12 protein-coding genes are annotated in these 20795 nt (G+C 70.3%); 9 read left to right on the forward strand and 3 right to left on the reverse strand.

Annotated features, from left to right (window positions below; all coding sequences use genetic code 11):
- Positions 1–120: 120 nt before the first annotated feature.
- Positions 121–3612 (forward strand): DNA-directed RNA polymerase subunit beta, encoded by a 3492-nt coding sequence (gene rpoB, locus ACFUTX_RS01465; protein ID WP_378860430.1) that lies wholly within the window; start codon positions 121–123, stop codon positions 3610–3612.
- A 98-nt stretch (positions 3613–3710) separates the two neighbouring features.
- Positions 3711–7586, forward strand: a complete 3876-nt coding sequence (rpoC, locus tag ACFUTX_RS01470) for a DNA-directed RNA polymerase subunit beta' (RefSeq protein WP_378860431.1) — start codon at positions 3711–3713, stop codon at positions 7584–7586.
- Between the two features lie 55 nt (positions 7587–7641).
- Here rpoC and ACFUTX_RS01475 read toward each other — a convergent pair whose 3' ends face one another.
- The 3 genes from ACFUTX_RS01475 to ACFUTX_RS01485 are packed head-to-tail and all read right to left on the reverse strand — an operon-like array spanning position 7642 to position 9436.
- Positions 7642–8277 carry a DUF3618 domain-containing protein gene (locus tag ACFUTX_RS01475; protein WP_378860432.1) on the reverse strand — a complete coding sequence of 212 codons (636 nt, stop codon included), beginning with the start codon at positions 8275–8277 and terminating at the stop codon, positions 7642–7644.
- Positions 8274–8696 (reverse strand): phage holin family protein, encoded by a 423-nt coding sequence (locus tag ACFUTX_RS01480; RefSeq protein ID WP_378860433.1) that lies wholly within the window; start codon positions 8694–8696, stop codon positions 8274–8276. Before ACFUTX_RS01480 ends, ACFUTX_RS01475 begins: the two co-directional genes overlap by 4 nt.
- Complete coding sequence (locus ACFUTX_RS01485) at positions 8693–9436, reverse strand: hypothetical protein (RefSeq protein WP_378860434.1); 744 nt, start codon at positions 9434–9436, stop codon at positions 8693–8695. The genes ACFUTX_RS01480 and ACFUTX_RS01485 overlap by 4 nt, the downstream gene beginning before the upstream one ends.
- Before the next feature lie 232 nt (positions 9437–9668).
- Here ACFUTX_RS01485 and ACFUTX_RS01490 point away from each other — a divergent pair, with 232 nt between their 5' ends.
- From ACFUTX_RS01490 to ACFUTX_RS01520, 7 genes are all read left to right on the forward strand, one after another.
- Entirely contained in the window at positions 9669–10286 is a 618-nt protein-coding gene (locus ACFUTX_RS01490) for a hypothetical protein (protein WP_378860435.1), read from the forward strand.
- Between the two features lie 128 nt (positions 10287–10414).
- Positions 10415–11365 (forward strand): ABC transporter, encoded by a 951-nt coding sequence (locus tag ACFUTX_RS01495; protein ID WP_378860436.1) that lies wholly within the window; start codon positions 10415–10417, stop codon positions 11363–11365.
- On the forward strand, positions 11366–11851 hold the full coding sequence (locus ACFUTX_RS01500) for a hypothetical protein (protein ID WP_378860437.1): 486 nt from the start codon (positions 11366–11368) through the stop codon (positions 11849–11851).
- 59 nt (positions 11852–11910) lie between these two features.
- Positions 11911–12567: a spermidine/putrescine ABC transporter substrate-binding protein gene (locus ACFUTX_RS01505; protein WP_378860438.1), complete on the forward strand. Its 657-nt coding sequence runs from the start codon at positions 11911–11913 to the stop codon at positions 12565–12567.
- 146 nt (positions 12568–12713) lie between these two features.
- A complete protein-coding gene (locus ACFUTX_RS01510) occupies positions 12714–13850 on the forward strand; it encodes a serine/threonine-protein kinase (protein ID WP_378860439.1) in 1137 nt (378 codons plus the stop codon).
- A complete protein-coding gene (locus ACFUTX_RS01515; protein ID WP_378860440.1) occupies positions 13850–19795 on the forward strand; it encodes an Ig-like domain-containing protein in 5946 nt (1981 codons plus the stop codon). Before ACFUTX_RS01510 ends, ACFUTX_RS01515 begins: the two co-directional genes overlap by 1 nt.
- A 30-nt stretch (positions 19796–19825) precedes the next feature.
- The gene (locus ACFUTX_RS01520) at positions 19826–20791 is read left to right on the forward strand and encodes an AAA family ATPase (RefSeq protein ID WP_378860441.1); all 966 of its coding nucleotides are present in this window, start codon (positions 19826–19828) and stop codon (positions 20789–20791) included.
- Positions 20792–20795 lie beyond the last annotated feature (4 nt).

The raw sequence follows: 20795 nt of genomic DNA on the forward strand, positions 1-20795 counted from the left end.
GCCTGCGTGCCCTCACTCCCGGTGAGGCGTGACGCGCGGGCTATCGGGGACGAAAACTGAGCACTCCACCCTGACGACAAGGAAACGTGCCCCTTACCCGGGCCCACGGAGGTAATCCCCTTGGCTGCTGCGCGCAACGCATCCACCACCACCCCCAAGAACGGCCGCGGAGCATCCCGCCTCTCGTTCGCCAAGATCTCCGACACGCTGACGGTCCCCGACCTGCTGGCGCTTCAGACCGAGTCCTTCGACTGGCTGGTCGGCAATGACGCGTGGAAGGCACGCGTCGCCGAGGCCAAGGAAGCCGGTCGCTCGGATGTCCCCGAGGTCAGCGGCCTCGAGGAGATCTTCGAGGAGATCTCTCCCATCGAAGACCTGAGCGAGACGATGCAGCTCTCGTTCACCAACCCGTACCTCGAGCCCGAGAAGTACTCCATCGAGGAATGCAAGGAGCGCGGCAAGACCTACGCGGCCCCGCTCTACGTCGAGGCCGAGTTCATGAACCACCAGACCGGTGAGATCAAGACCCAGACGGTCTTCATGGGCGACTTCCCGCTCCAGACCGACAAGGGCACGTTCATCATCAACGGCACCGAGCGTGTCGTCGTGTCGCAGCTCGTCCGTTCGCCCGGCGTCTACTTCGACAAGACCCCCGACAAGACGTCCGACAAGGACATCGTGTCGGCCCGCGTCATCCCGAGCCGCGGCGCCTGGCTCGAGTTCGAGATCGACAAGCGCGACCAGGTCGGTGTGCGCATCGACCGCAAGCGCAAGCAGTCGGTGACCGTCTTCCTCAAGGCGCTGGGCCTGTCCAGCGAAGACATCCTCGCCGAGTTCGCCGGCTTCGAGTCGATCGAAGAGACGCTGTCGAAGGACACCATCCTCACCAAGGAGGACGCGCTCCGCGACATCTACCGCAAGCTGCGTCCGGGCGAGCAGGTGGCCGCCGAGGCCGCCCGTGCGCTCCTCGACAACTTCTACTTCAACCCGAAGCGCTACGACCTGGCCAAGGTGGGTCGCTACAAGATCAACCAGAAGCTCGGCCTCGACAAGCCGCTGACGGACTCCGTGCTGACGGTCGACGACATCGTCGCCACCATCAAGTACCTCGTCCGCCTGCACCGCGGCGACGTCACCTTCGAGGGCGTCCGCGCCGGCAAGACGGCCGAGATCCGTCTCGACGTCGACGACATCGACAACTTCGGCAACCGCCGCATCCGCGCGGTCGGCGAGCTCATCCAGAACCAGGTCCGCACCGGTCTGTCGCGCATGGAGCGCGTCGTCCGCGAGCGCATGACCACGCAGGACATCGAGGCGATCACGCCGCAGACCCTGATCAACGTCCGCCCCGTCGTGGCCGCGATCAAGGAGTTCTTCGGAACGTCGCAGCTGTCGCAGTTCATGGACCAGAACAACCCGCTCGCGGGTCTGACCCACAAGCGCCGCCTGTCGGCGCTCGGCCCCGGCGGTCTGTCGCGTGAGCGCGCCGGCGTCGAGGTCCGTGACGTCCACCCGTCGCACTACGGCCGCATGTGCCCGATCGAGACGCCGGAAGGCCCGAACATCGGCCTCATCGGCTCGCTCGCGTCGTTCGCCCGCATCAACGCGTTCGGCTTCATCGAGACGCCGTACCGCAAGGTCGTGAACGGCAAGGTCACCGACCAGATCGACTACCTGACCGCGTCCGAGGAGGACGACTTCATCGTCGCCCAGGCCAACGCGCCGCTCAAGGCCGACGGCCACTTCACCGAGGACCGCGTCCTCGCGCGCAAGAAGGGCGGCGAGGTCGACCTCTTCCCCGCCGACGAGATCGGCTACATGGACGTCTCGCCGCGCCAGATGGTGTCGGTGGCGACCTCGCTCATCCCGTTCCTCGAGCACGACGACGCCAACCGCGCGCTCATGGGTGCGAACATGCAGCGTCAGGCCGTGCCCCTGCTGCGCTCGGAGTCGCCCGTGGTCGGCACCGGCATGGAGGGCTACGCGGCCATCGACGCCGGTGACGTCGTCACCGCCGACAAGCCGGGCGTGGTGCTCGAGGTCTCGGCCGACGTCGTGACCGTGCAGCTCGACGAGGGCGGCACGCAGGACTACTTCCTGCGCAAGTTCGACCGCTCCAACCAGGGCACGTCGTACAACCAGCGCGTCATCGTCTCGGCGGGCGACCGCATCGAGGCCGGCGAGGTCATCGCCGACGGACCGGCGACGGAGAACGGCGAGCTCGCGCTCGGCAAGAACCTCCTCGTCGCGTTCATGACGTGGGAGGGCCACAACTTCGAGGACGCCATCATCCTCAGCCAGGACCTCGTGAAGGACGACACCCTCTCCTCGATCCACATCGAGGAGTACGAGGTCGACGCCCGTGACACGAAGCTCGGCAAGGAGGAGATCACGCGCGACCTGCCGAACGTGAGCCCCGACCTGCTGAAGGACCTCGACGAGCGCGGCATCATCCGCATCGGCGCCGAGGTGCGTCCCGGCGACATCCTCGTCGGCAAGGTCACGCCCAAGGGCGAGACCGAGCTGTCGGCCGAGGAGCGCCTGCTCCGCGCGATCTTCAACGAGAAGAGCCGCGAGGTCCGCGACACGTCCCTCAAGGTGCCTCACGGCGAGCAGGGCACGATCATCGCGGTCAAGGAGTTCAACGCCGAGGACGGCGACGACGAGCTCGGCTCGGGCGTGAACCGCCGCGTCGTGGTCTACATCGCCCAGAAGCGCAAGATCACCGAGGGCGACAAGCTCGCCGGTCGTCACGGCAACAAGGGCGTCATCGCGAAGATCCTGCCGATCGAAGACATGCCGTTCCTCGCGGACGGCACCCCGGTCGACGTCATCCTCAACCCGCTGGGCATCCCCGGCCGCATGAACTTCGGCCAGGTGCTCGAGACCCACCTCGGGTGGATCGCGAAGCAGGGCTGGAAGGTCGAGGGCAACCCGGAGTGGGCCGCGCGCCTGCCCGAGGAGGCGTTCGAGGCTCCGGCCGGCACCAAGGTCGCGACCCCGGTGTTCGACGGCGCCTTCGAGGAGGAGATCGCGGGTCTGCTCGACTCGACGAACCCCACGCGCGACGGCATCCGCCTCATCGACTCGTCGGGCAAGACGCAGCTGTTCGACGGCCGCTCCGGCGAGCCGTTCCCGGCTCCGATCTCGGTCGGCTACATGTACATCCTGAAGCTGCACCACCTCGTGGACGACAAGATCCACGCGCGGTCGACGGGTCCGTACTCGATGATCACCCAGCAGCCGCTCGGTGGTAAGGCGCAGTTCGGCGGTCAGCGCTTCGGTGAGATGGAGGTGTGGGCCCTCGAGGCCTACGGCGCCGCGTACGCGCTCCAGGAGCTCCTCACGATCAAGTCCGACGACATCCTCGGCCGCGTCAAGGTCTACGAGGCGATCGTCAAGGGCGAGAACATCCAGGAGCCCGGCATCCCCGAGTCGTTCAAGGTCCTGATGAAGGAGATGCAGTCGCTCTGCCTGAACGTCGAGGTGCTCTCGGCCGACGGCACGGCGGTCAACCTCCGCGACACCGACGACGACGCCTTCCGCGCTGCGGAGGAGCTCGGCATCAACATCTCCAGCCGCTTCGAGTCCTCGTCGATCGACGAGATCTGACCCGGCCGATCACAGCTACACATCGATACACGCTCATGCCGAACCCGGTTGTTGAGTAGCCGCGAAGCGGCGTATCGAAACACGACACAGGAGAACCAGTGCTCGAATCAACCACTTTCGATCAGCTTCGCATCGGCCTGGCCACTGCTGACGACATCCGTCGTTGGTCGTTCGGTGAGGTCAAGAAGCCCGAGACCATCAACTACCGCACGCTCAAGCCCGAGAAGGACGGTCTCTTCGGAGAGCAGATCTTCGGGCCCTCCCGTGACTGGGAGTGCGCGTGCGGCAAGTACAAGCGCGTCCGCTTCAAGGGCATCGTCTGCGAGCGCTGCGGCGTCGAGGTCACCAAGTCCTCGGTGCGCCGTGAGCGCATGGGCCACATCGAGCTCGCCGCGCCCGTGACCCACATCTGGTACTTCAAGGGCGTGCCCTCGCGCCTCGGGTACCTGCTCGACATGGCGCCGAAGGACCTCGAGAAGGTCATCTACTTCGCCGCCTACATGGTGATCTCCGTCGACGAGGAGGCGCGTCACCGCGACCTCGCGACGCAGGAGAACAACATCCGGCTCGAGCTGAAGACGCTCGCCGACCGCCGCGATGCGCGTGTGGCCACCCGCCTCCAGAGGCTGGAGGAGGAGCTCGCCGCGCTCGAGGAGGAAGGCGCCAAGGCCGACCAGAAGAAGAAGGTCAAGGACGCCGCCGAGAAGGACATGGCCGGCATCCGCAAGAACGCCGACGAGCAGATCGCGCGTCTCGAGCGCGTGTGGGAGGACTTCCGCACGCTCGAGGTGGGCCAGCTCAAGGGCGAGGACGAGATCTTCCACGAGCTGCAGGACCGCTTCGGTCAGTACTTCGAGGCCCACATGGGCGCCGAGTCGATCAAGCGCCGCCTCGAGGCCTTCGACCTGCAGGCCGAGGCCGACAGCCTCCACCTGCAGATCTCCGAGGGCAAGGGTCAGCGCAAGATCCGTGCGATCAAGCGCCTGAAGGTCGTCAACTCGTTCCTCTCGACCGGCATGTCGCCGGCCTCGATGGTGCTCGACGTCGTCCCGGTGATTCCGCCGGAGCTTCGTCCGATGGTCCAGCTGGACGGTGGCCGCTTCGCGACCTCCGACCTCAACGACCTGTACCGTCGCGTGATCAACCGCAACAACCGCCTCCGTCGCCTGATCGACCTCGGTGCCCCCGAGATCATCGTCAACAACGAGAAGCGGATGCTGCAGGAGGCCGTCGACGCACTGTTCGACAACGGCCGCCGTGGTCGCCCGGTCACCGGTACCGGCAACCGTGCGCTCAAGTCGCTCTCCGACATGCTCAAGGGCAAGCAGGGCCGGTTCCGCCAGAACCTGCTCGGCAAGCGCGTGGACTACTCGGGTCGTTCGGTCATCATCGTCGGCCCGCAGCTCAAGCTCCACCAGTGCGGTCTGCCCAAGCAGATGGCGCTCGAGCTCTTCAAGCCGTTCGTGATCAAGCGCCTGATCGATCTCGGTCACTCGCAGAACATCAAGGCGGCCAAGCGCGCCGTCGAGCGCACGCGTCCCGAGGTGTGGGACGTGCTCGAGGAGATCATCCGCGAGCGTCCGGTGCTGCTCAACCGTGCGCCCACGCTGCACCGCCTCGGCATCCAGGCCTTCGAGCCGCAGCTCGTCGAGGGCAAGGCCATCCAGCTGCACCCGCTCGTCTGCGCCGCCTTCAACGCGGACTTCGACGGCGACCAGATGGCCGTGCACCTTCCGCTGTCGGTCGAGGCTCAGGCCGAGGCGCGCATCCTGATGCTCGCGTCGAACAACATCCTCAAGCCGTCGGACGGTCGCCCGGTGACCCTGCCCTCGCAGGACATGATCATCGGTCTGCACCACCTGACCACGGTCAAGGAAGGCGCGACCGGCGAGGGCCGTGTGTTCGGCTCGGTCGGCGAGGCCATCCTGGCGAAGGACGAGGGCACCCTCGACCTGCAGGCCAAGGTGCGCATCCGCGTTCCGGGTCTGACGTTCCTCGAGGGCGAAGCGCCCGAGGGCTACGAGCGCCACGGACTGGTGGATGCCTCGCTGGGCCAGGCGATCTTCAACGACACGCTCCCCAAGGGGTACCCGTTCGTCCGCGAGCAGGCCGACAAGGGCAAGCTGTCGCAGATCGTGAACAAGCTGGCCGAGGAGTATCCGAAGGTGGAGGTCGCGGCTTCGCTCGACCGCATCAAGGACGCCGGCTTCTACTGGGCCACCCGTTCGGGTGTCACGGTGGCGCTGTCCGACATCCTCACCCCGCCGAACAAGGCCGAGATCGTGGGCGGCTTCGAGAAGCAGGCCGCGAAGGTCCAGGCGCAGTTCGAGAAGGGTCTCACCACCGACGCCGAGCGTCGTCAGGAGCTCATCAAGATCTGGACCGAGGCGACCGACGCCGTCCAGAAGGCGATGCGCGACAACTTCCCGGAAGACAACACCATCAACCGCATGGTGTCGTCGGGTGCTCGTGGTAACTGGCTGCAGATCCGCAACATCGCGGGTATGCGAGGCCTGGTGAACAACCCGAAGGGTGAGATCATCCCCCGTCCGATCATCTCCTCGTACCGCGAGGGTCTGTCGGTGGCGGAGTACTTCATCGCGACGCACGGTGCCCGCAAGGGTCTGGCCGACACGGCCCTCCGCACCGCCGACTCGGGCTACCTCACCCGTCGCCTGGTGGACGTCTCGCAGGATGTCATCATCCGCGAGGAGGACTGCGGCACGACGAAGGGTCTCGAGCTTCCGATCGCGGCTCTCAACTTCGAGGGCGAGCTCGTCCGCGACGCGAACGTCGAGAACTCGGTGTTCGCCCGCACCCTGGCGGCCGACGTGGTCAGCCCGAAGGGCGAGGTGCTCGCGGCTGCCGGCGACGACGTGGGCGACGTGCTCATCGACAAGCTGGTCGAGGGCGGCGTGGAGTCGATCAAGGTCCGCTCCGTTCTCACCTGCGACTCGGCGGTCGGCGTCTGCGCCAAGTGCTACGGTCGTTCGCTGGCCACCGGCAAGATCGTCGACATCGGCGAGGCGGTCGGCATCATCGCCGCCCAGTCGATCGGCGAGCCCGGCACGCAGCTGACGATGCGTACCTTCCACACGGGTGGTTCCGCTTCGGCTGACGACATCACGCAGGGTCTGCCCCGCGTGCAGGAGCTCTTCGAGGCACGCACCCCGAAGGGCGCGTCGCCCATCGCGGAGTCCGACGGTCGCATCACGATCGACGAGACCGAGAAGTCGAAGAAGGTCATCCTCACGCCCGACAACGGCGACGAGCCGCACGTCTACCCCGTGCTCAAGCGCGCCACCCTCCTCGTCGAGGACGGGCAGCACGTCACCGTCGGACAACCCCTGCAGGTCGGCACGCTCGACCCGAAGGAGGTCATGCGTGTCATGGGTGCCCGCGAGGTGCAGAAGTACCTGGTGAACGGCGTCCAGGGCGTGTACCGCTCGCAGGGTGTGCCGATCCACGACAAGCACATCGAGGTCATCGTTCGTCAGATGCTGCGCAAGGTCACCGTCGTCGACCACGGCGAGACCACGCTGCTCCCGGGTGAGCTGGTGGACTTCAAGCGCTACCAGAACATGAACCGCGAGGCCGTGGCCGAGGGCAAGCGCCCCGCGTCGGGTCGTCCGGAGCTGATGGGTATCACGAAGGCGTCGCTCGCGACGGAGTCGTGGCTGTCGGCCGCGTCGTTCCAGGAGACGACGCGCGTCCTGACCCAGGCGGCGATGGAGGGCAAGAGCGACCCGCTCGTCGGCCTCAAGGAGAACGTCATCATCGGAAAGCTCATCCCCGCCGGAACCGGACTTGCGAAGTACCGCAACGTCTCGGTCGAGGCGACGGAGGAGGCCAAGAGCGAGCGGTACCCCAACCGCATCTTCGCCTCGGACGGCGCGTACTCCGACGCCGACCTGAGCTACGTCGACTTCGACAGCTTCTCCACGGACGGTGACTTCACCGGCAACTACAACTAGTCCGACACACGAGAAGGGCCCCGGGTCTCCCCGGGGCCCTTCTTCGTTCCTGCGGTCAGTACGATGACTCGCCGCTCGACGACGACACGTTCTCCTTGACGCGGCCGGCGGTCGCCTGCGCCTCGTCCTTGACGTGGGCAGCCGAGTCGGCCGCGGCATCCTTCACCTGCTGGAAAGCGTTCTGCGCGGGCTCCTTGAGGCTGCCCGCCACCTCCTTTGCGGTGTCGGTGGCCTTGTCGACCAGCGGCTGAGCCTGGTCGCGGAGGTTGGCCGCCAGGCGACGCTCCCGGGTGGACGCCGGGATCAGCACCGCGGCGACGAAGCCGACGCCGGCTGCGACGAGGCCCACGGCCAGCGGCGCGCCCTGAGCGGTCTGCTTCGCCTTCTGCGGCAGCTCGGACACGGCGGTTCCCGCCGACGACACGGCGTCCGACACGGCGTGGCCCGCCGACGACACGGCGCCGGACACCGCGCCGCCCGCCGACGAGGCGGCACCGGCGGTGGAGTGGCCGAGGTCGTCGGCCGCACCCATGACGCGCGTGCGGAACTCGCCGAAGCGCTGGCGCAGCCGCGTCTTCTGACGGTCGACGATCTTGCCCGGCGTCACCTTGTCGGCGAGAGCGTCGACGTCCTGGCCGAGCTCTTCGCGTGTGGCTTCGATGTCTGCGCGGATCTCATCGGGAGTGCTCATCGGTTCTCCTCATTCCTCTTCAATGTCTCGGGGATTTCCTTGATGGTCTCGACGGTCTGGGGTGCGCCCTTGACCTTCGCGACCTGGCTGCGGCCGACCGCGAACAGGATGGCGGCGATGATCGCCCACAGCACGGCGACGATCACACCGGACCAGCCGTTCCCGACGAGCGTGCCCAGTGCCCACCACAGCGCGATGGAGAGGAACAGGATCGTCATCATGGCGCCGTAGGCGGCGCCGGCGAACATCCCCGCTCCGGTCCCGGCCTTCTTCGCGGACTCGGTCAGTTCGGCCTTGGCGAGCTCGATCTCCTTGCGCATCAGCGTCGAGAGATCGCGCGTCACCTCCCCGACCAGCTGCCCGAGCGACGAGTCGGCCGCCTGCTGCTGCGAGGGCGTGTCGAATCTGGGTTCGGTCACGGTCGATCGCCTCCGGTTCCTTCAGCGGTCCAGGCGTCGCCCGTGACGGTGCCGGGCGTCGTGGCGCCCGGGACGGCGTCCTCGTACGCGACGCCGGAGTCGCCGTAGGCGGTACCCGCCGTGGTGCCCCGGCCGCTCGCGACGGCGGTCGCCACCGGGGTGTCGTCGTACGCCGAGACTCCGGTCGATCCGTTCGACCCGGTCGCGTAGGCGTAGCTGCCGCTCGTCGAACCGGTGTCGTCGGGCTCGCCTTCGCGCAGCGCGCGAGCGGCGCGCCCCGCGAGCACTCCGATGCCCGCAGCGATCGCGAGGAACGCGGCGGTGTTGCGGCGTGCGAACCGGCGCACCTCGTCGACCAGGTCGGCGGGCTCGCGGTCCGACAGCCAAGATGCCGCGGAGTCGGCTCGGCGCGAGATGTTCCGCACGATGTCGCCGGCCACGCCGGAATCGGTGCCCTCGGCCATGGAGGACAGCTGCGAGCCGACGTTCCGAAGGCCGTCCGCGGCGCGCTGCTTCTGGTTCGATGCCTGGTCGCTCAGCTGCGTGCGTGCGTCGCTGAGCAGCCCGCGGGCAGCGCTCTTCGCCTGGTGCGCGACGCTCGACGCCTCGTCCTTGGCCACTCCGGCCACGTTCTTCGCGCCGGCGCCGACTTCTGCCGCAGCTTCCTTCGCGCGCTCCTGCACGCCGGTGTCGGATGTCTCGGACCCGCCGGTCTGGCCACCTGTGATGTCTGTCGTCATCTCTCACTCCTGTCGTTCTCGCCGGACGTGCCCAAGGGGCGACGCCCGTCGTTCGCGGTGGTTACCGCTCATCAACGGTCCGTGAGAATGCCGCCGTTGCCACGGGGGTAGAGTTCTGCGGCCGCTCGGGGTACAGTGCCCTCGCCGACCGCCCGTCTGCCGGTCGCTGCGCGCCGCTGCGAGGCATCCGCTCTCCGCGTCCTACCGTGGAAGCCGGAGGTGGGTGGGGGCCATGGCACGGGTGAGTGGACGCAACTCGTTCATCGCCGTGCCCGCCGGGGTGATCTGCGCCGCGATCGTCGGGGCGCTGGTGTGGATGTCGCTGCCGATGGTGCCCGTGACGGTGGCGTGGGCGGGGCAGATGCTGCGCAACGCGACGAAGCCGCCGGCCGCCGCGGTCGCGGCCGACACCCCGGCCCAGCGGCTCGCCGACGGTGACGGGCTCGACTGTCGGCAGCTGTACTCGGACAGCCTGTGGAACGAGCTGACGTGGCAGGGGCGGACGCTCCTCGACCAGTCGTTCGATCCCCCTCCGACCGAGGTCGCCGCATTGACCGAGGTGCTCGCCCCCGAGGTCCGGATCTCGTGCCGGTGGACGGGTCGGGGAGAGGGCGCCGTGGCGACGACCGTGGCCGCGGTGGCGGCGGATGCGGCGGGACTGGCCGAGGCGGCCCTCCGCGGTCAGGGGTTCGCGTGCACCGCGGCCGACGAGGTCGTGCGGTGCAGCCGCACGCAGGGCGATGTCCTCGAGGAGCACGTGATCCGCGGCGGCCTCTGGCTGGCCAGCGTGGAGCGGGCGTGGCACCCCGAGGCGTACGCCGCGCGCCTGGAGAAGACGGTGTTCGGCTGACAGTCGGGAACGGATGCCGCGTCCCCGCGGACGCGCTCCCAATCCGCCCGGCATGCCTCCACGGCGCCGGGCGAACCGCGGGCTACCCTCGCACTGCGGGAAGAGTCCCCGCGTGAGGAGTGCCTGCGATGAGTGACCCCAAGTCGTCCTACGGCGAACCGGTCGAAGAGCCCCAGCCCGAGGGCGATGTCGTCGGTCGCGCGCACGAAGGACTCGCCGAGGCCGAGGCCGCCCGTCGGGACGCGCCCGACGGCACGGCTCCCGACGGCACAGCGGCCGAGGCATCCGCCCCCGCCGCCGTTGCCGCCGCTCCGGCCGAGCCCGACCCCTGGGACTCGCCGGAGGCGGCGTCGCTGACAGCCCAGCCGGCCGCCGTCCCGGCCGACACGGCCGCGTACGACACGCCGGCCGTGACCGCCTACGAGCCGTCCGAGACCGCGTCCGCCGCGCCGGTGGTCACGCCCAGCGAGCCGGTGTCCGAGCCGGCGGCCACCGCGGCGCCGGTGGCCCCGCAGCCGATCTTCGTGCAGGCCCCCGAGGCCCCCCGTCCCCGCGGCAACCGCGCCTCGGCGGGAGCGATCGGCCTCGTCGCCGCGCTCGTCTTCGCCGTGCTCTACCTCGCCGTCTGGCTCGTGCTCGAGGCCGCATCGGGCGAGCTCACGGCCGACAACGTCGCGACGGTCGCGCTCGCGACGGCCGGATCCTGGACCCTGTGGGTGCCGGTCGTGGTGTTCTTCATCGCGTTCTGGCTGCTGGGTGCGATCATCAACCGCGGCCGCTGGGGTGCGTGGGTGATCTTCGGTCTGCTGGTCGGGTTTGCCTCGTGGGGCGGTTACCTGCTCGGCGTGCTGTTCCAGGAGCAGTTCTGGAACCTGACGGCTGCCGAGGGGGCAGAGCTCATGGGTGAGCACGTGCTCGCACCGGCCGCCGTCGCCGCGTTCATCATCGGCCGCGAGCTGACGATCTGGTTCGGCGCGTGGGCGGCGTCGCGCGGCCGACGGGTCACCGAGCTCAACATCGAGGCGCAGCGCGAGTACGAGCGCACGCTCGAGGCGGGTCCGCAGCTCGTCCGAGCGTAGATGTCCGGCGACGACGGCCACGGCGGCGGACCGGTTCGCCCGGTCACCGCGGTCGTCTTCGCCACCGCCGCCTTCATCGCGCTCCTCATCTTCGCGCTGGGCATGACCAGCTTGGTCCTCGACGAGGACGTGGTCGCGACTCCCGGGCTCGGACAGATCCCGGGCGTCGTGGCCAGCGCGGCGGCGACCGCCGCGTTCGCCGGCGGCCTGTGGGCAGCGGTCCGCCGCCGGCCCGCATCGTACGGCGGGTCGGTGTGGACGGCGCTGGGCGCCTACCTCGCGTACCTCGCCGGGATGTGGGCGACCGCCGTCGCCACCGGCGCCGGACTCGCCGTGGCCACGTCGGTGGTGGGGCGCATCGCCACCGGCTGGTTCGGCGTGGTGATCGCGCTGGCGGCGTTCGTGGCCGCGTGGGGCGGCATCGCCCTGGTGCGCACCCGGGCGGGGCGGCCGCGATGGCCCTGGGAGGACGACGAAGACGAGTGACGCGCGTTCCGGGTCCCGGAATCCCCGCCCTCCGGGCGTGTCGGTACTACCGTGGTGCTGTGGAGCGCTCGCTCGAGACGCAGGTCAGCCAGGCGGTGGACGCTTGGCTGGCGTGGCTGCCCCGGTGGGAGCCGGCCACCCACCGCGGTCGGGTCGCGCCGTGCCGGCGGTGCTTCGGTTCGCCGGTGCTCTCGGCGGCCGGGCTCGGTGCCGACGTGCCCCACGGGGTGCAGCACGGCCTGTCGACGCGCATCAAGACCATCGTCGACCGGTCGGTCGCCGAGTACACGTCGCTGAATCTCCCGATGCTGCAGACGGAGCTCGACCAGCAGGCGGCCCGCAATAGGTCGCGCAGCTATCGCCCGACGGAGGACCTCGAGCCCGAGTACGAGGGTCTCCCGCTCGACCCCGACCCGGTTCCCGGCGCGCCCTTCCTCTTCACGATCTCGGGGCTGGCCGCCGAGGCGGACGCCGACATCCCCGCCCTGCCGCCGCTCAGCGACGAGGCGAAGGCGGCGCTGCGGCAGGAGGTGGGGCTGGCCGACGACTACGCGAACATGGTGGGCCGCGAAGTGTGCACGATCCTCCTTCATCACCGCCTGCGCATCCAGGCCGCGATCAGCGAGTACGTCGAGCCGCAGATCGAGGCGATGCTCGAGGAGCTGACCCGCTCCCTCGACGCGCCGTTCGACCCGCGCGACCCGCTGGACGGCTGACTCGGTGCACCTGTCCGAGGGCGTGCCGGACGACGGTCGTCTCCAGTTCGCGCCCAGGCTCGGCAAGGGCTTGTTTGCTAGCATTGCCCGCGCTTGCTGTGCTATCGGCACGCCGGCTCTCCGGCGGAAGAACCGGGGGAGGTGACGTGGCCACCAGGCTTCCATCGGCGCCCCCGATCCTCCCTGGGCTGACGTACATCCGGCCCCTCGGATCGGGCGGGTTCGCCGACGTCTTCCTCTACGAGCAGGACATGCCGCGCCGCAACGTCGCCGTCAAGGTGATGCCGAGCGATGTGCGCGATCCTGACCTCCGCCGCATGTTCAACGCCGAGGCCGACGTGCTCGCGCACCTCTCGGCGCACCCGTCGATCGTCACCGTCTACCAGGCCGGGATCTCGGCGGACGGCCGCCCGTACATCGTCATGGAGTACTGCCCGGGCTCGCTCTCGCAGCGCTACCGCATCGAGCGCATCCCGGTCGAGGAGGTGCTGGCGATCGGCGTGCGGATGGCGGGTGCCCTGGAGTCCGCGCACCGTGCCGGCCTGGTGCACCGCGACGTCAAGCCGAGCAACATCCTCATCACGACCTTCGGCACACCGGTCCTCGCGGATTTCGGCATCTCGTCGTCGCTCATCCAGCAGAGCACCGACGAGATGCTCGCCATGTCGATCCCGTGGAGCGCTCCCGAGGTCATCGCCGAAGAGACGGCCGGTTCGATCGAGAGCGAGGTGTGGAGCCTCGGCGCGACCGTCTACTCGCTGCTCGCGGGTCACAGCCCGTTCGAGCGGCGCGAGCGCGGTCAGAACACGAAGGATCTGCTGCGGCGACGCATCGCGCGCGCGACGTACACCGAGATCGCCCGTGCGGACGTTCCGGCGACGCTGCAGGCCGTGCTGGCGAAGGCGATGAACCGCGACCCGGCCCGGCGGTACGCGTCGGCGCGCGAGTTCGCCGAGGCGCTGCGCGCCGTGCAGACCGAGCTCGGGGTGTCGCCGACGCCGCTCGAGGTGCCCGACGACGAGTGGTCTCCGGCATCCGCCCCCGTCGACTTCGCCGACTCCGAGCTGCGCGGTCCCGCCCGTTCGCACCTCGACCGGGACTCGACGCGGAAGACCCGCGCGTCGGCGGGAGTGACCGGCCTGGCGCGTGACGAAGACACGGAGTTCTCGTCGCCGGCCCCGGCTCGCAGCGCCGCCCTGCCGTGGGTGGTCGCCGCGGTCGCCGGCGGGGTGATCGCCGCGGCCGCGGTCGTCGTCGCCCTGTTCGCGACGGGAGTCCTGTGATGCGTCGGCGCGATGTCGCCGGCTTCGTGGCCGCCGGGGCGGTCGTCGCGACGGTCGTCGTCGCGAGCGTCGTCTGGCCCGGACTCGATGCGCAGGAGACACCCGAGGTCGACACCGCCGTGTGGGCGCTGCAAACGGGGGAGGGCCGCCGGTACGCCCGCGTCAACACGTCGGTGGGCGAGCTCGACACGGTGCGGGGCATCAGCAACCCCGACCGGGTCGTGCAGACCGACGATGCGGCGTACATCTTCAGCGACAGCTTCACGAAGGTCACGCGGATCGACGAGGCGCAGCCCACCGACCTCGACGAGGCCGCGGTGCGCGCGTCTCCGTCCACGCCGGCCGGTACGACGGATGTCGCCACCGCCGGTGACTTCGTGGCCTACCGCACCGAGGTCGGGGCGGTGTTCGCGGGCCTGCTGTCGGCCGGGGAGCCCGCGCAGCTCGATCCGTTCCCGTCCGATGACGAGGATGCGCCGCCGTACGCCGCCGACGCGATCGCGGTCGACGAGCGGGGGGTGCTGTTCGCCTACTCCCGCGAGGACGCCTCCGTCGTGCGCTACGACATCCGAAGCGGCGAGGTGCAGGGACGCGACCCGCTCGAGGCCGACGGCGTGACGACCCCGGTCGTGACCTCGGCGGGCGATGTGTGGGCGGTCGTCGACGCCGACGACGGGGACGTGTGGCTGCGGGGTGCGGATGCCGCGTCCCAGGCCCCGACGGAGGGGACGGTGGTCGTCGGCGAGCCGTCCGCCGGGGCGAGCGACATCTATCTCGCCGACCAGGCCGCGCTGATCCGCGTGCCCGCTGACGGATCGGACGTCCAGACGCAGTGGCGCGAAACCGGCGTGCTCGGCACCCCGGCGCGCCCGGTTCAGCACGACGGCGAGGTCTTCGCGGCGTGGCTGGGTCAGGACGACGCGGGTGGTGTCCTGTGGAGCTCGGACGGCGGTCCGGTGACGCTCGACTACGGCGCCGGCACGCTCGCGGAGCAGCGACGGCCGGCGTTCGTGGCGAGCGGCGAGGCCGTGATCCTCAACGAGACGCGGTCGGGGTGGGCGTGGTCGATCCCCGACGGCCGCCTGATCCCGTCGAGTCAGGACTGGTCGCTCGACGACGAGATCGATCCCGACGCCGTCCCCAGTGACGAGCAGCTTCCCGTCGTACTCGACCCGAAGCCGCCCATCGCCGAGCCGGACGCGTTCGGAGTGCGCGCGGGCAGCCTCACCACGCTGCCGGTGCTGATGAACGACCACGACCCCAACGAGGACGTCCTGAGCATCGACCCGACGTCGGTGACCGGACTGGATCCGGGGTTCGGCACGGTGTCGATCACCGACGACGGGCAGCGTCTGGCCGTGCGGACGGCCCCCGGGGCGAGCGGCTCCGCCACCTTCACCTACCGCGTGACCGACGGCACCGCCGAGGGCGGGCTGCTCTCCGACGCCACGACCGTCACGCTGACGACCGCCGAGGCATCCGTCGACTCGGCCCCGCAGTGGTGCGGTGTGGAGCGCTGCCTCGTGGAGTGGCCGCAGCCCGAGGTCGAGCGGGGCGGCACCGTCACGGTGCCCGTCCTTCCCGGCTGGGTCGACCCCGAGGGCGACCCTCTGCTGCTGCTCGCGGTGCGCAACACCTCCGGGGTGGGCAGCGTCGCCGCCACCCCGTCGGGCGACGTCGTCTACCAGCACAGCGACGACGGCGAGGGCGGCGAGGACGTGGTCGAGCTGGTCGTCACGGTGGCCGACACCGAGGGCATGACGACCGAGAGGTCGCTGCGGGTGCGCGTCTCGCCCGAACCGCGGCTGGACGTGCAGTCGTTCGCGGTGACCGACACCGCGTCGGCCGCGCTGACCGTCGATGTCGCACCTCACGTGACCGGCACGGCGGGCAAGCTCGTCCTCGACTCGGTGCGCGTCCTCGACGACGCCGCGGCGACGGCGACCGTCGTCGACGGCACCACCGAGTTCGACTTCTCGGCGAAGGACGCGGGGACGTTCCGGGTCGACTTCACCGTGAGCGACGGGACGACGGATGCCACGGGCACGGCCCGCATCACGCTCCTCCCCGCCGACGCGCCGCCCGACCTGGCCACGGCGCCCGTCGTGGCGTTCGTGCATCCGCAGGAGGATGCGACCCTCGACGTGTTCGCGGCGGTGTCCAACCCGACGCGCCGGGTGCTGCTGCTCAGCGACGTGGTCGCGACGGCCGACCCCGGTGCGACGCTGTCGGTCGACGCGGTCGGCCAGAACAACCTGCGGGTGTCGGGCACCACCGCGTCGGGCGGGCCCGGTCGCCTCGGCACCGTGCGGTACGTGGTCAGCGACGGCACCGAGGACCAGGGCGCCCGCGTCGAGGGCGAGGCGACCGTCTACCTCCTTCCGCTCGCCCCCGAGCTGGCCCCGATCGCCGTCGACGACACCGTGGTGGTGCGGGCGGGGGCGCAGATCGACATCCCGGTGCTCGAGAACGACATCTCGCCCGCCGGCGGGCGCCCCACCCTCAACCCGGCGAGAGTGGTCTCGACGAGCGACGAGGCGCTGGCGTTCGCGTCGGGCGACCTGCTGCGATACCTCGCCCCGAGCGAGCCGGGGGAGTACCGCATCGAGTACTCCGTCTTCACCACCGGCGCACCCGCCCTCGCCGACACGGCGACCGTCCGGGTGCGCGTCCTCGCCGACGACACCAACCGGGCCCCGGTGCCCGACACGCTCGAGGGCCGCGTGCTGAGCGGCCAGTCGACGCTGCTCGAGTTCGACGGGTTCGGGATGGACCCCGACGGCGACGTCGTGACGCTCGACCGCATCGTGGAGCAGCCCGAACGCGGCGCGGCGACCATCTCGGCCGACGGGGCGTCGATCGTGTACTCCAGCGTCCCCGGCGACAGCGGCCAGCGGTCGTTCCGGTACCGCGTCGTCGACGAGTTCGGCGAGACCGGGGAGGCGACCGTCCGCATCGGCGTCCTCGACAGCCAGGCCAACCCGAGCCCCGTGACCTTCACCGACTACGTGCAGGTGCAGGCGGGCGCCGACAGCACGATCCGGGTGAGCCCGCTCGCCAACGACGTCGATCCGACCCTGGGCGCGCTGTCGATCACCGACGTGCGACCCGACCTCGCCCCGACGCTGATGGACGGCAGCGACAATCCGGAGTACGCGCGGCTCGACGGCCGCATCCGCAGCGTGAGCGACACCACCGTCGTCATCGAGGCGGGCACGGAGCCGGCGACGATGTCGTTCCTCTACGACATCGAGTCGAGTTCGGGCAACACCGGTCGCGGACTGATGGTCGTGAAGGTCGTCCGCGAGAACGTGCCCGACTACCCGGTCGTCTCCGACACGATCCTCACGGCCGAGACGCGCGAGGACTTCCCCGACGGCGTGGACGTGCTGGACGGCAAGGCCACCTGGTCGGGCGGCGAGGTCGACGACCTCGAGGTGTCGCTGTGGGGCGATCCCGAGGGTGTCTCGGTCGAGGGCAGCGAGCTGCGCGGCGATCTGCCGTCGACCACGCGGCTGATCCCGTTCGCCGTGACCGGCGCGGGGGCGTCGGGGGACGTGACGACCTACGCGTTCCTCCGGGTGCCCGGCGACGACGACCTCGCGCTCGCGCTGCGCGCCGGGGCCGACCTGCCGGAGGTCGACGAGCTCGAGTCGGTCTCGTTCGACATGGCGAGGCTCGTGGCCAAGCCGCGCGGCAGCAGCATCGAGGTGGGGTCCGACGTGCGCGCGTCGGGGGCGCGTGCCGAGGCGGCGTGCGAGCGGGACTCCGGCACCACGGTGCGCTACGACGCGGGTCCCGGTGGGCCCTGGACGGATGCCTGCCAGGTCCCGGTGCGCCTCGCCGGGCAGGACGACTGGACGTACTTGTCGGTCCCGGTCACCGTCAACGCGCTCGACCCGCAGCCGGTGCTGCGTCCCGCCTCGATGACGGTCGGGCCCGGCGAGACGGCGACGTTCGATCTGCGCGACATGACGTCGTGGCAGCTGCGCGAGGACTGGGACGGCATCGACTACCTCGTCGAGTACTCGGGGTCGGCGTTCGAGGTGTCGCAGGAGGGATCGCTCGTCACGGTCACCGGGGCCGACCGCGCCGTGCCCGGCACCGAGGAGGCGGCGATCGTCTCGGTGACGAGTCACAGCCTCGTCTCGCCCGCGCGCCTCATCCTGCGTGTCGGGGCGGCGCCGTCCACGCTGCCCCAGGGGGGCTCGGCGGTGCAGCAGTGCTCTCAGGCGAGCGGCACGTCGTGCACGATCTCCGTGGTCGGCGCCGCGGGGGAGGTCAATCCGCTTCCGGGCACGCCTCTCGAGGTCGTCGCGGTGCGTCCCACCGGCGCCTGCGTCGGGGTGACCTTCGATGTGAGCTCGTCCACCACCGTGACGGCGTCATGGACGCAGGATGCCCCGGGAGCGACGTGCAGCGCGACGTTCTCGGTGCGCGACGCCCAGTCCCGGACGACGAACGGCGAACGCAACGGGCGCCTGCTGCTGGATCTGCTCGGGTATCCCCGGGCCCCGGTGAGCATCGTGCAGACGAGCTACGGGGACGAGACGCTCACCCTCCGGGTCGACCCCGGCGAGTCGGGCCTTGCGTATCCCGCTCTCTCCGGATTCGTGGTGCGGTGGAACGGACAGGATGTCGCGCAGTGCGCGGCCGACGGCACGTGCCCGCCGATCTCGGCGCCCAACGGCGAGGAGCGCGTGTACGAGGCGTTCGCGGTCAACGGGGTCGGGCAGTCGCTCAGCGGCGTGCGCACGAGCGCGTGGGCCTACGACACCCCGCCGACGCCGGCCTCGGTCGCCGTCCGACCGGTCGTCACGTCCGGCGACGGCGGCGTGGTGGCGGTCTCGATCGACGGGATCGAGCCGTCCGAGACGGGCAGCATCGAGATCAGCAGCACGACCGGCGAGCGCCTGCGCATCCCGATCGGACGCAACCAGACGAGCCTCGAGGTGTCGTCGTACCAGGTCGGCACGAACAGCTCCACGCCCATCACCATCACGCCGTTCTCGCGGTTCGCGCTTCCGCCGGGGCTGGGCGGCAGCGAGTCGGGCGCTGCGGCCACGGTGTACGGCAACGGGATCGGGGCTCCGCTCAGCCCGCAGCTGTCGCTGAGCTCGTCGTCCAACGGCGACGGCACGTCGACCGTCACCGCGCGCGGCGCGGCACTGCGCAACGGGGACGGGTCGAGCCTGCGCTACGCCATCGTGCGCGAGGGCGACCGGTGCGTGCCCACGACAGACGGGGCGACCGCGACCTTCTCCGGTCTTCAGGACGGCAACGAGTACCGGTTCCAGCTCTGCGTCGAATCCTGGTGGGACGACCAGGCGTTCGGCTCGACGTCGGTCACCGACACCGTGCGCGCCGTCCAGTCCGGCGACGCGCCGACCGGGTGGACCTTCGTGGTCGCGCCGACGCCGAACGTCGCCGGTCAGCGCGCCGACTGGGTCATCCGTGACACGCCGCAGTCGCCCGAGCGGCCGCCGAACAACAACGTGCCCGAGTTCCGCGGCGGACCGCCCACGTCCGTCGTCGGCCAGGACCCCAACATCGAGGTGCGGTACGTGCACCGGTTCTGGGGCACCGCGACGCCGTGGGCCCCGGTCACGCCGCGGGCCGGGAGCGCGCCGTACCAGGTGCAGGCGAACTGGTGGCTCGAGTCGTGCGTCGGCGGCACCGACCTCGTGGCGGCCTGGGACTCGTCGACGGCACCGGGCGGCGGCAAGGCGGCGGTGACGTTCGCGAACGCCGGCCTCGTCTTCTACGACGAGAACGACCAGGTCCTGCCGCGGCCCGCGCCGGACTCCTGGGCCGTGCCGGTCGGCGCGGTGCGCGTCGACGGAATCGCCGTGTCGGCGAACTGGGACGCGCAAGGATGGGGTCTGGCACCGGCATCCGCCACCTTCTCCGGCACGTGCAGTCCCGGAACCCCCGCGACCCCCTGACCGCCCTTCCCCAGACGACAGAGGACACACATGACGATCACGCAGGAGCAGGCGACCTGGTTCGCGCAGACGTTCGGTCAGATCGCCGACAACGTGGAGCGCGCCGTGCTCGGCAAGCGCCACGTCGTCGAGCTGGTGCTCACCGCCATGCTCAGCGACGGCCACGTGCTCCTCGAAGACGTCCCCGGCACGGGCAAGACCTCGCTCGCCCGCGCGATGGCGCAGTCGGTGCAGGGATCCAACACGCGCATCCAGTTCACCCCCGACCTCCTCCCCGGCGACATCACCGGCATCAGCGTGTACGACCAGAAGGAGGGCGTCTTCGAATTCCACGCGGGACCGGTCTTCGCGAACATCGTCCTCGCCGACGAGATCAACCGGGCGAGCCCCAAGACCCAGTCGGCGCTCCTCGAGGTGATGGAGGAGGGGCGGGTGACCATCGACGGGGTGTCGCGCCAGGCCGGCGTGCCCTTCCTGGTGCTCGCGACGCAGAACCCCGTCGAGCAGGCGGGCACGTACCGCCTCCCCGAGGCGCAGCTCGACCGCTTCATGATGCGCACCTCCCTCGGCTACCCCGACCACGCGGCCACGGTGCGGATCCTGGACGGAGCCGCCGTGCCGACCGCCGACCTGGCGCCGATCATCACGCCGCAGGCGCTCGTCGGCATGGCCGACCTCGCCGCCCAGGTGTACGTCGACGCGCTCGTGCTCGACTACATCGCCCGGCTCGTCGACAGCACCCGGTCCGCCGACGAGGTGCGACTGGGCGTCAGCATCCGCGGCGCCCTCGCCCTCACGCGCGCCGCCCGCACCCGCGCCGCCTCCCAGGGCCGCACCTACGCGACGCCCGACGACGTGAAGGCGCTCGCCGTGCCGGTGCTGTCGCACCGCCTCATCCTCCACCCCGAGGCCGAGTTCGACGGGGTCACGCAGGAAGCGGTCGTCGGCCAGGTGCTGCTCGACGTCGTGCCGCCCAGCCGCCGGGAAGCCGGATAGGCCC

This window comes from Microbacterium sp. NPDC057407 (assembly GCF_042803895.1).
Classification (GTDB): Bacteria; Actinomycetota; Actinomycetes; order Actinomycetales; family Microbacteriaceae; genus Microbacterium.

Coding starts and splice junctions, on each gene's coding strand:
- ACFUTX_RS01475 (WP_378860432.1), bottom strand. CDS start 8,277: ATGAGCACTCCCGATGAGATCCGCGCAGACATCGAAGCCACACGCGAA.
- ACFUTX_RS01485 (WP_378860434.1), bottom strand. CDS start 9,436: ATGACGACAGACATCACAGGTGGCCAGACCGGCGGGTCCGAGACATCC.
- ACFUTX_RS01490 (WP_378860435.1), top strand. CDS start 9,669: ATGGCACGGGTGAGTGGACGCAACTCGTTCATCGCCGTGCCCGCCGGG.
- ACFUTX_RS01495 (WP_378860436.1), top strand. CDS start 10,415: ATGAGTGACCCCAAGTCGTCCTACGGCGAACCGGTCGAAGAGCCCCAG.
- ACFUTX_RS01500 (WP_378860437.1), top strand. CDS start 11,366: ATGTCCGGCGACGACGGCCACGGCGGCGGACCGGTTCGCCCGGTCACC.
- ACFUTX_RS01515 (WP_378860440.1), top strand. CDS start 13,850: ATGCGTCGGCGCGATGTCGCCGGCTTCGTGGCCGCCGGGGCGGTCGTC.
- ACFUTX_RS01520 (WP_378860441.1), top strand. CDS start 19,826: ATGACGATCACGCAGGAGCAGGCGACCTGGTTCGCGCAGACGTTCGGT.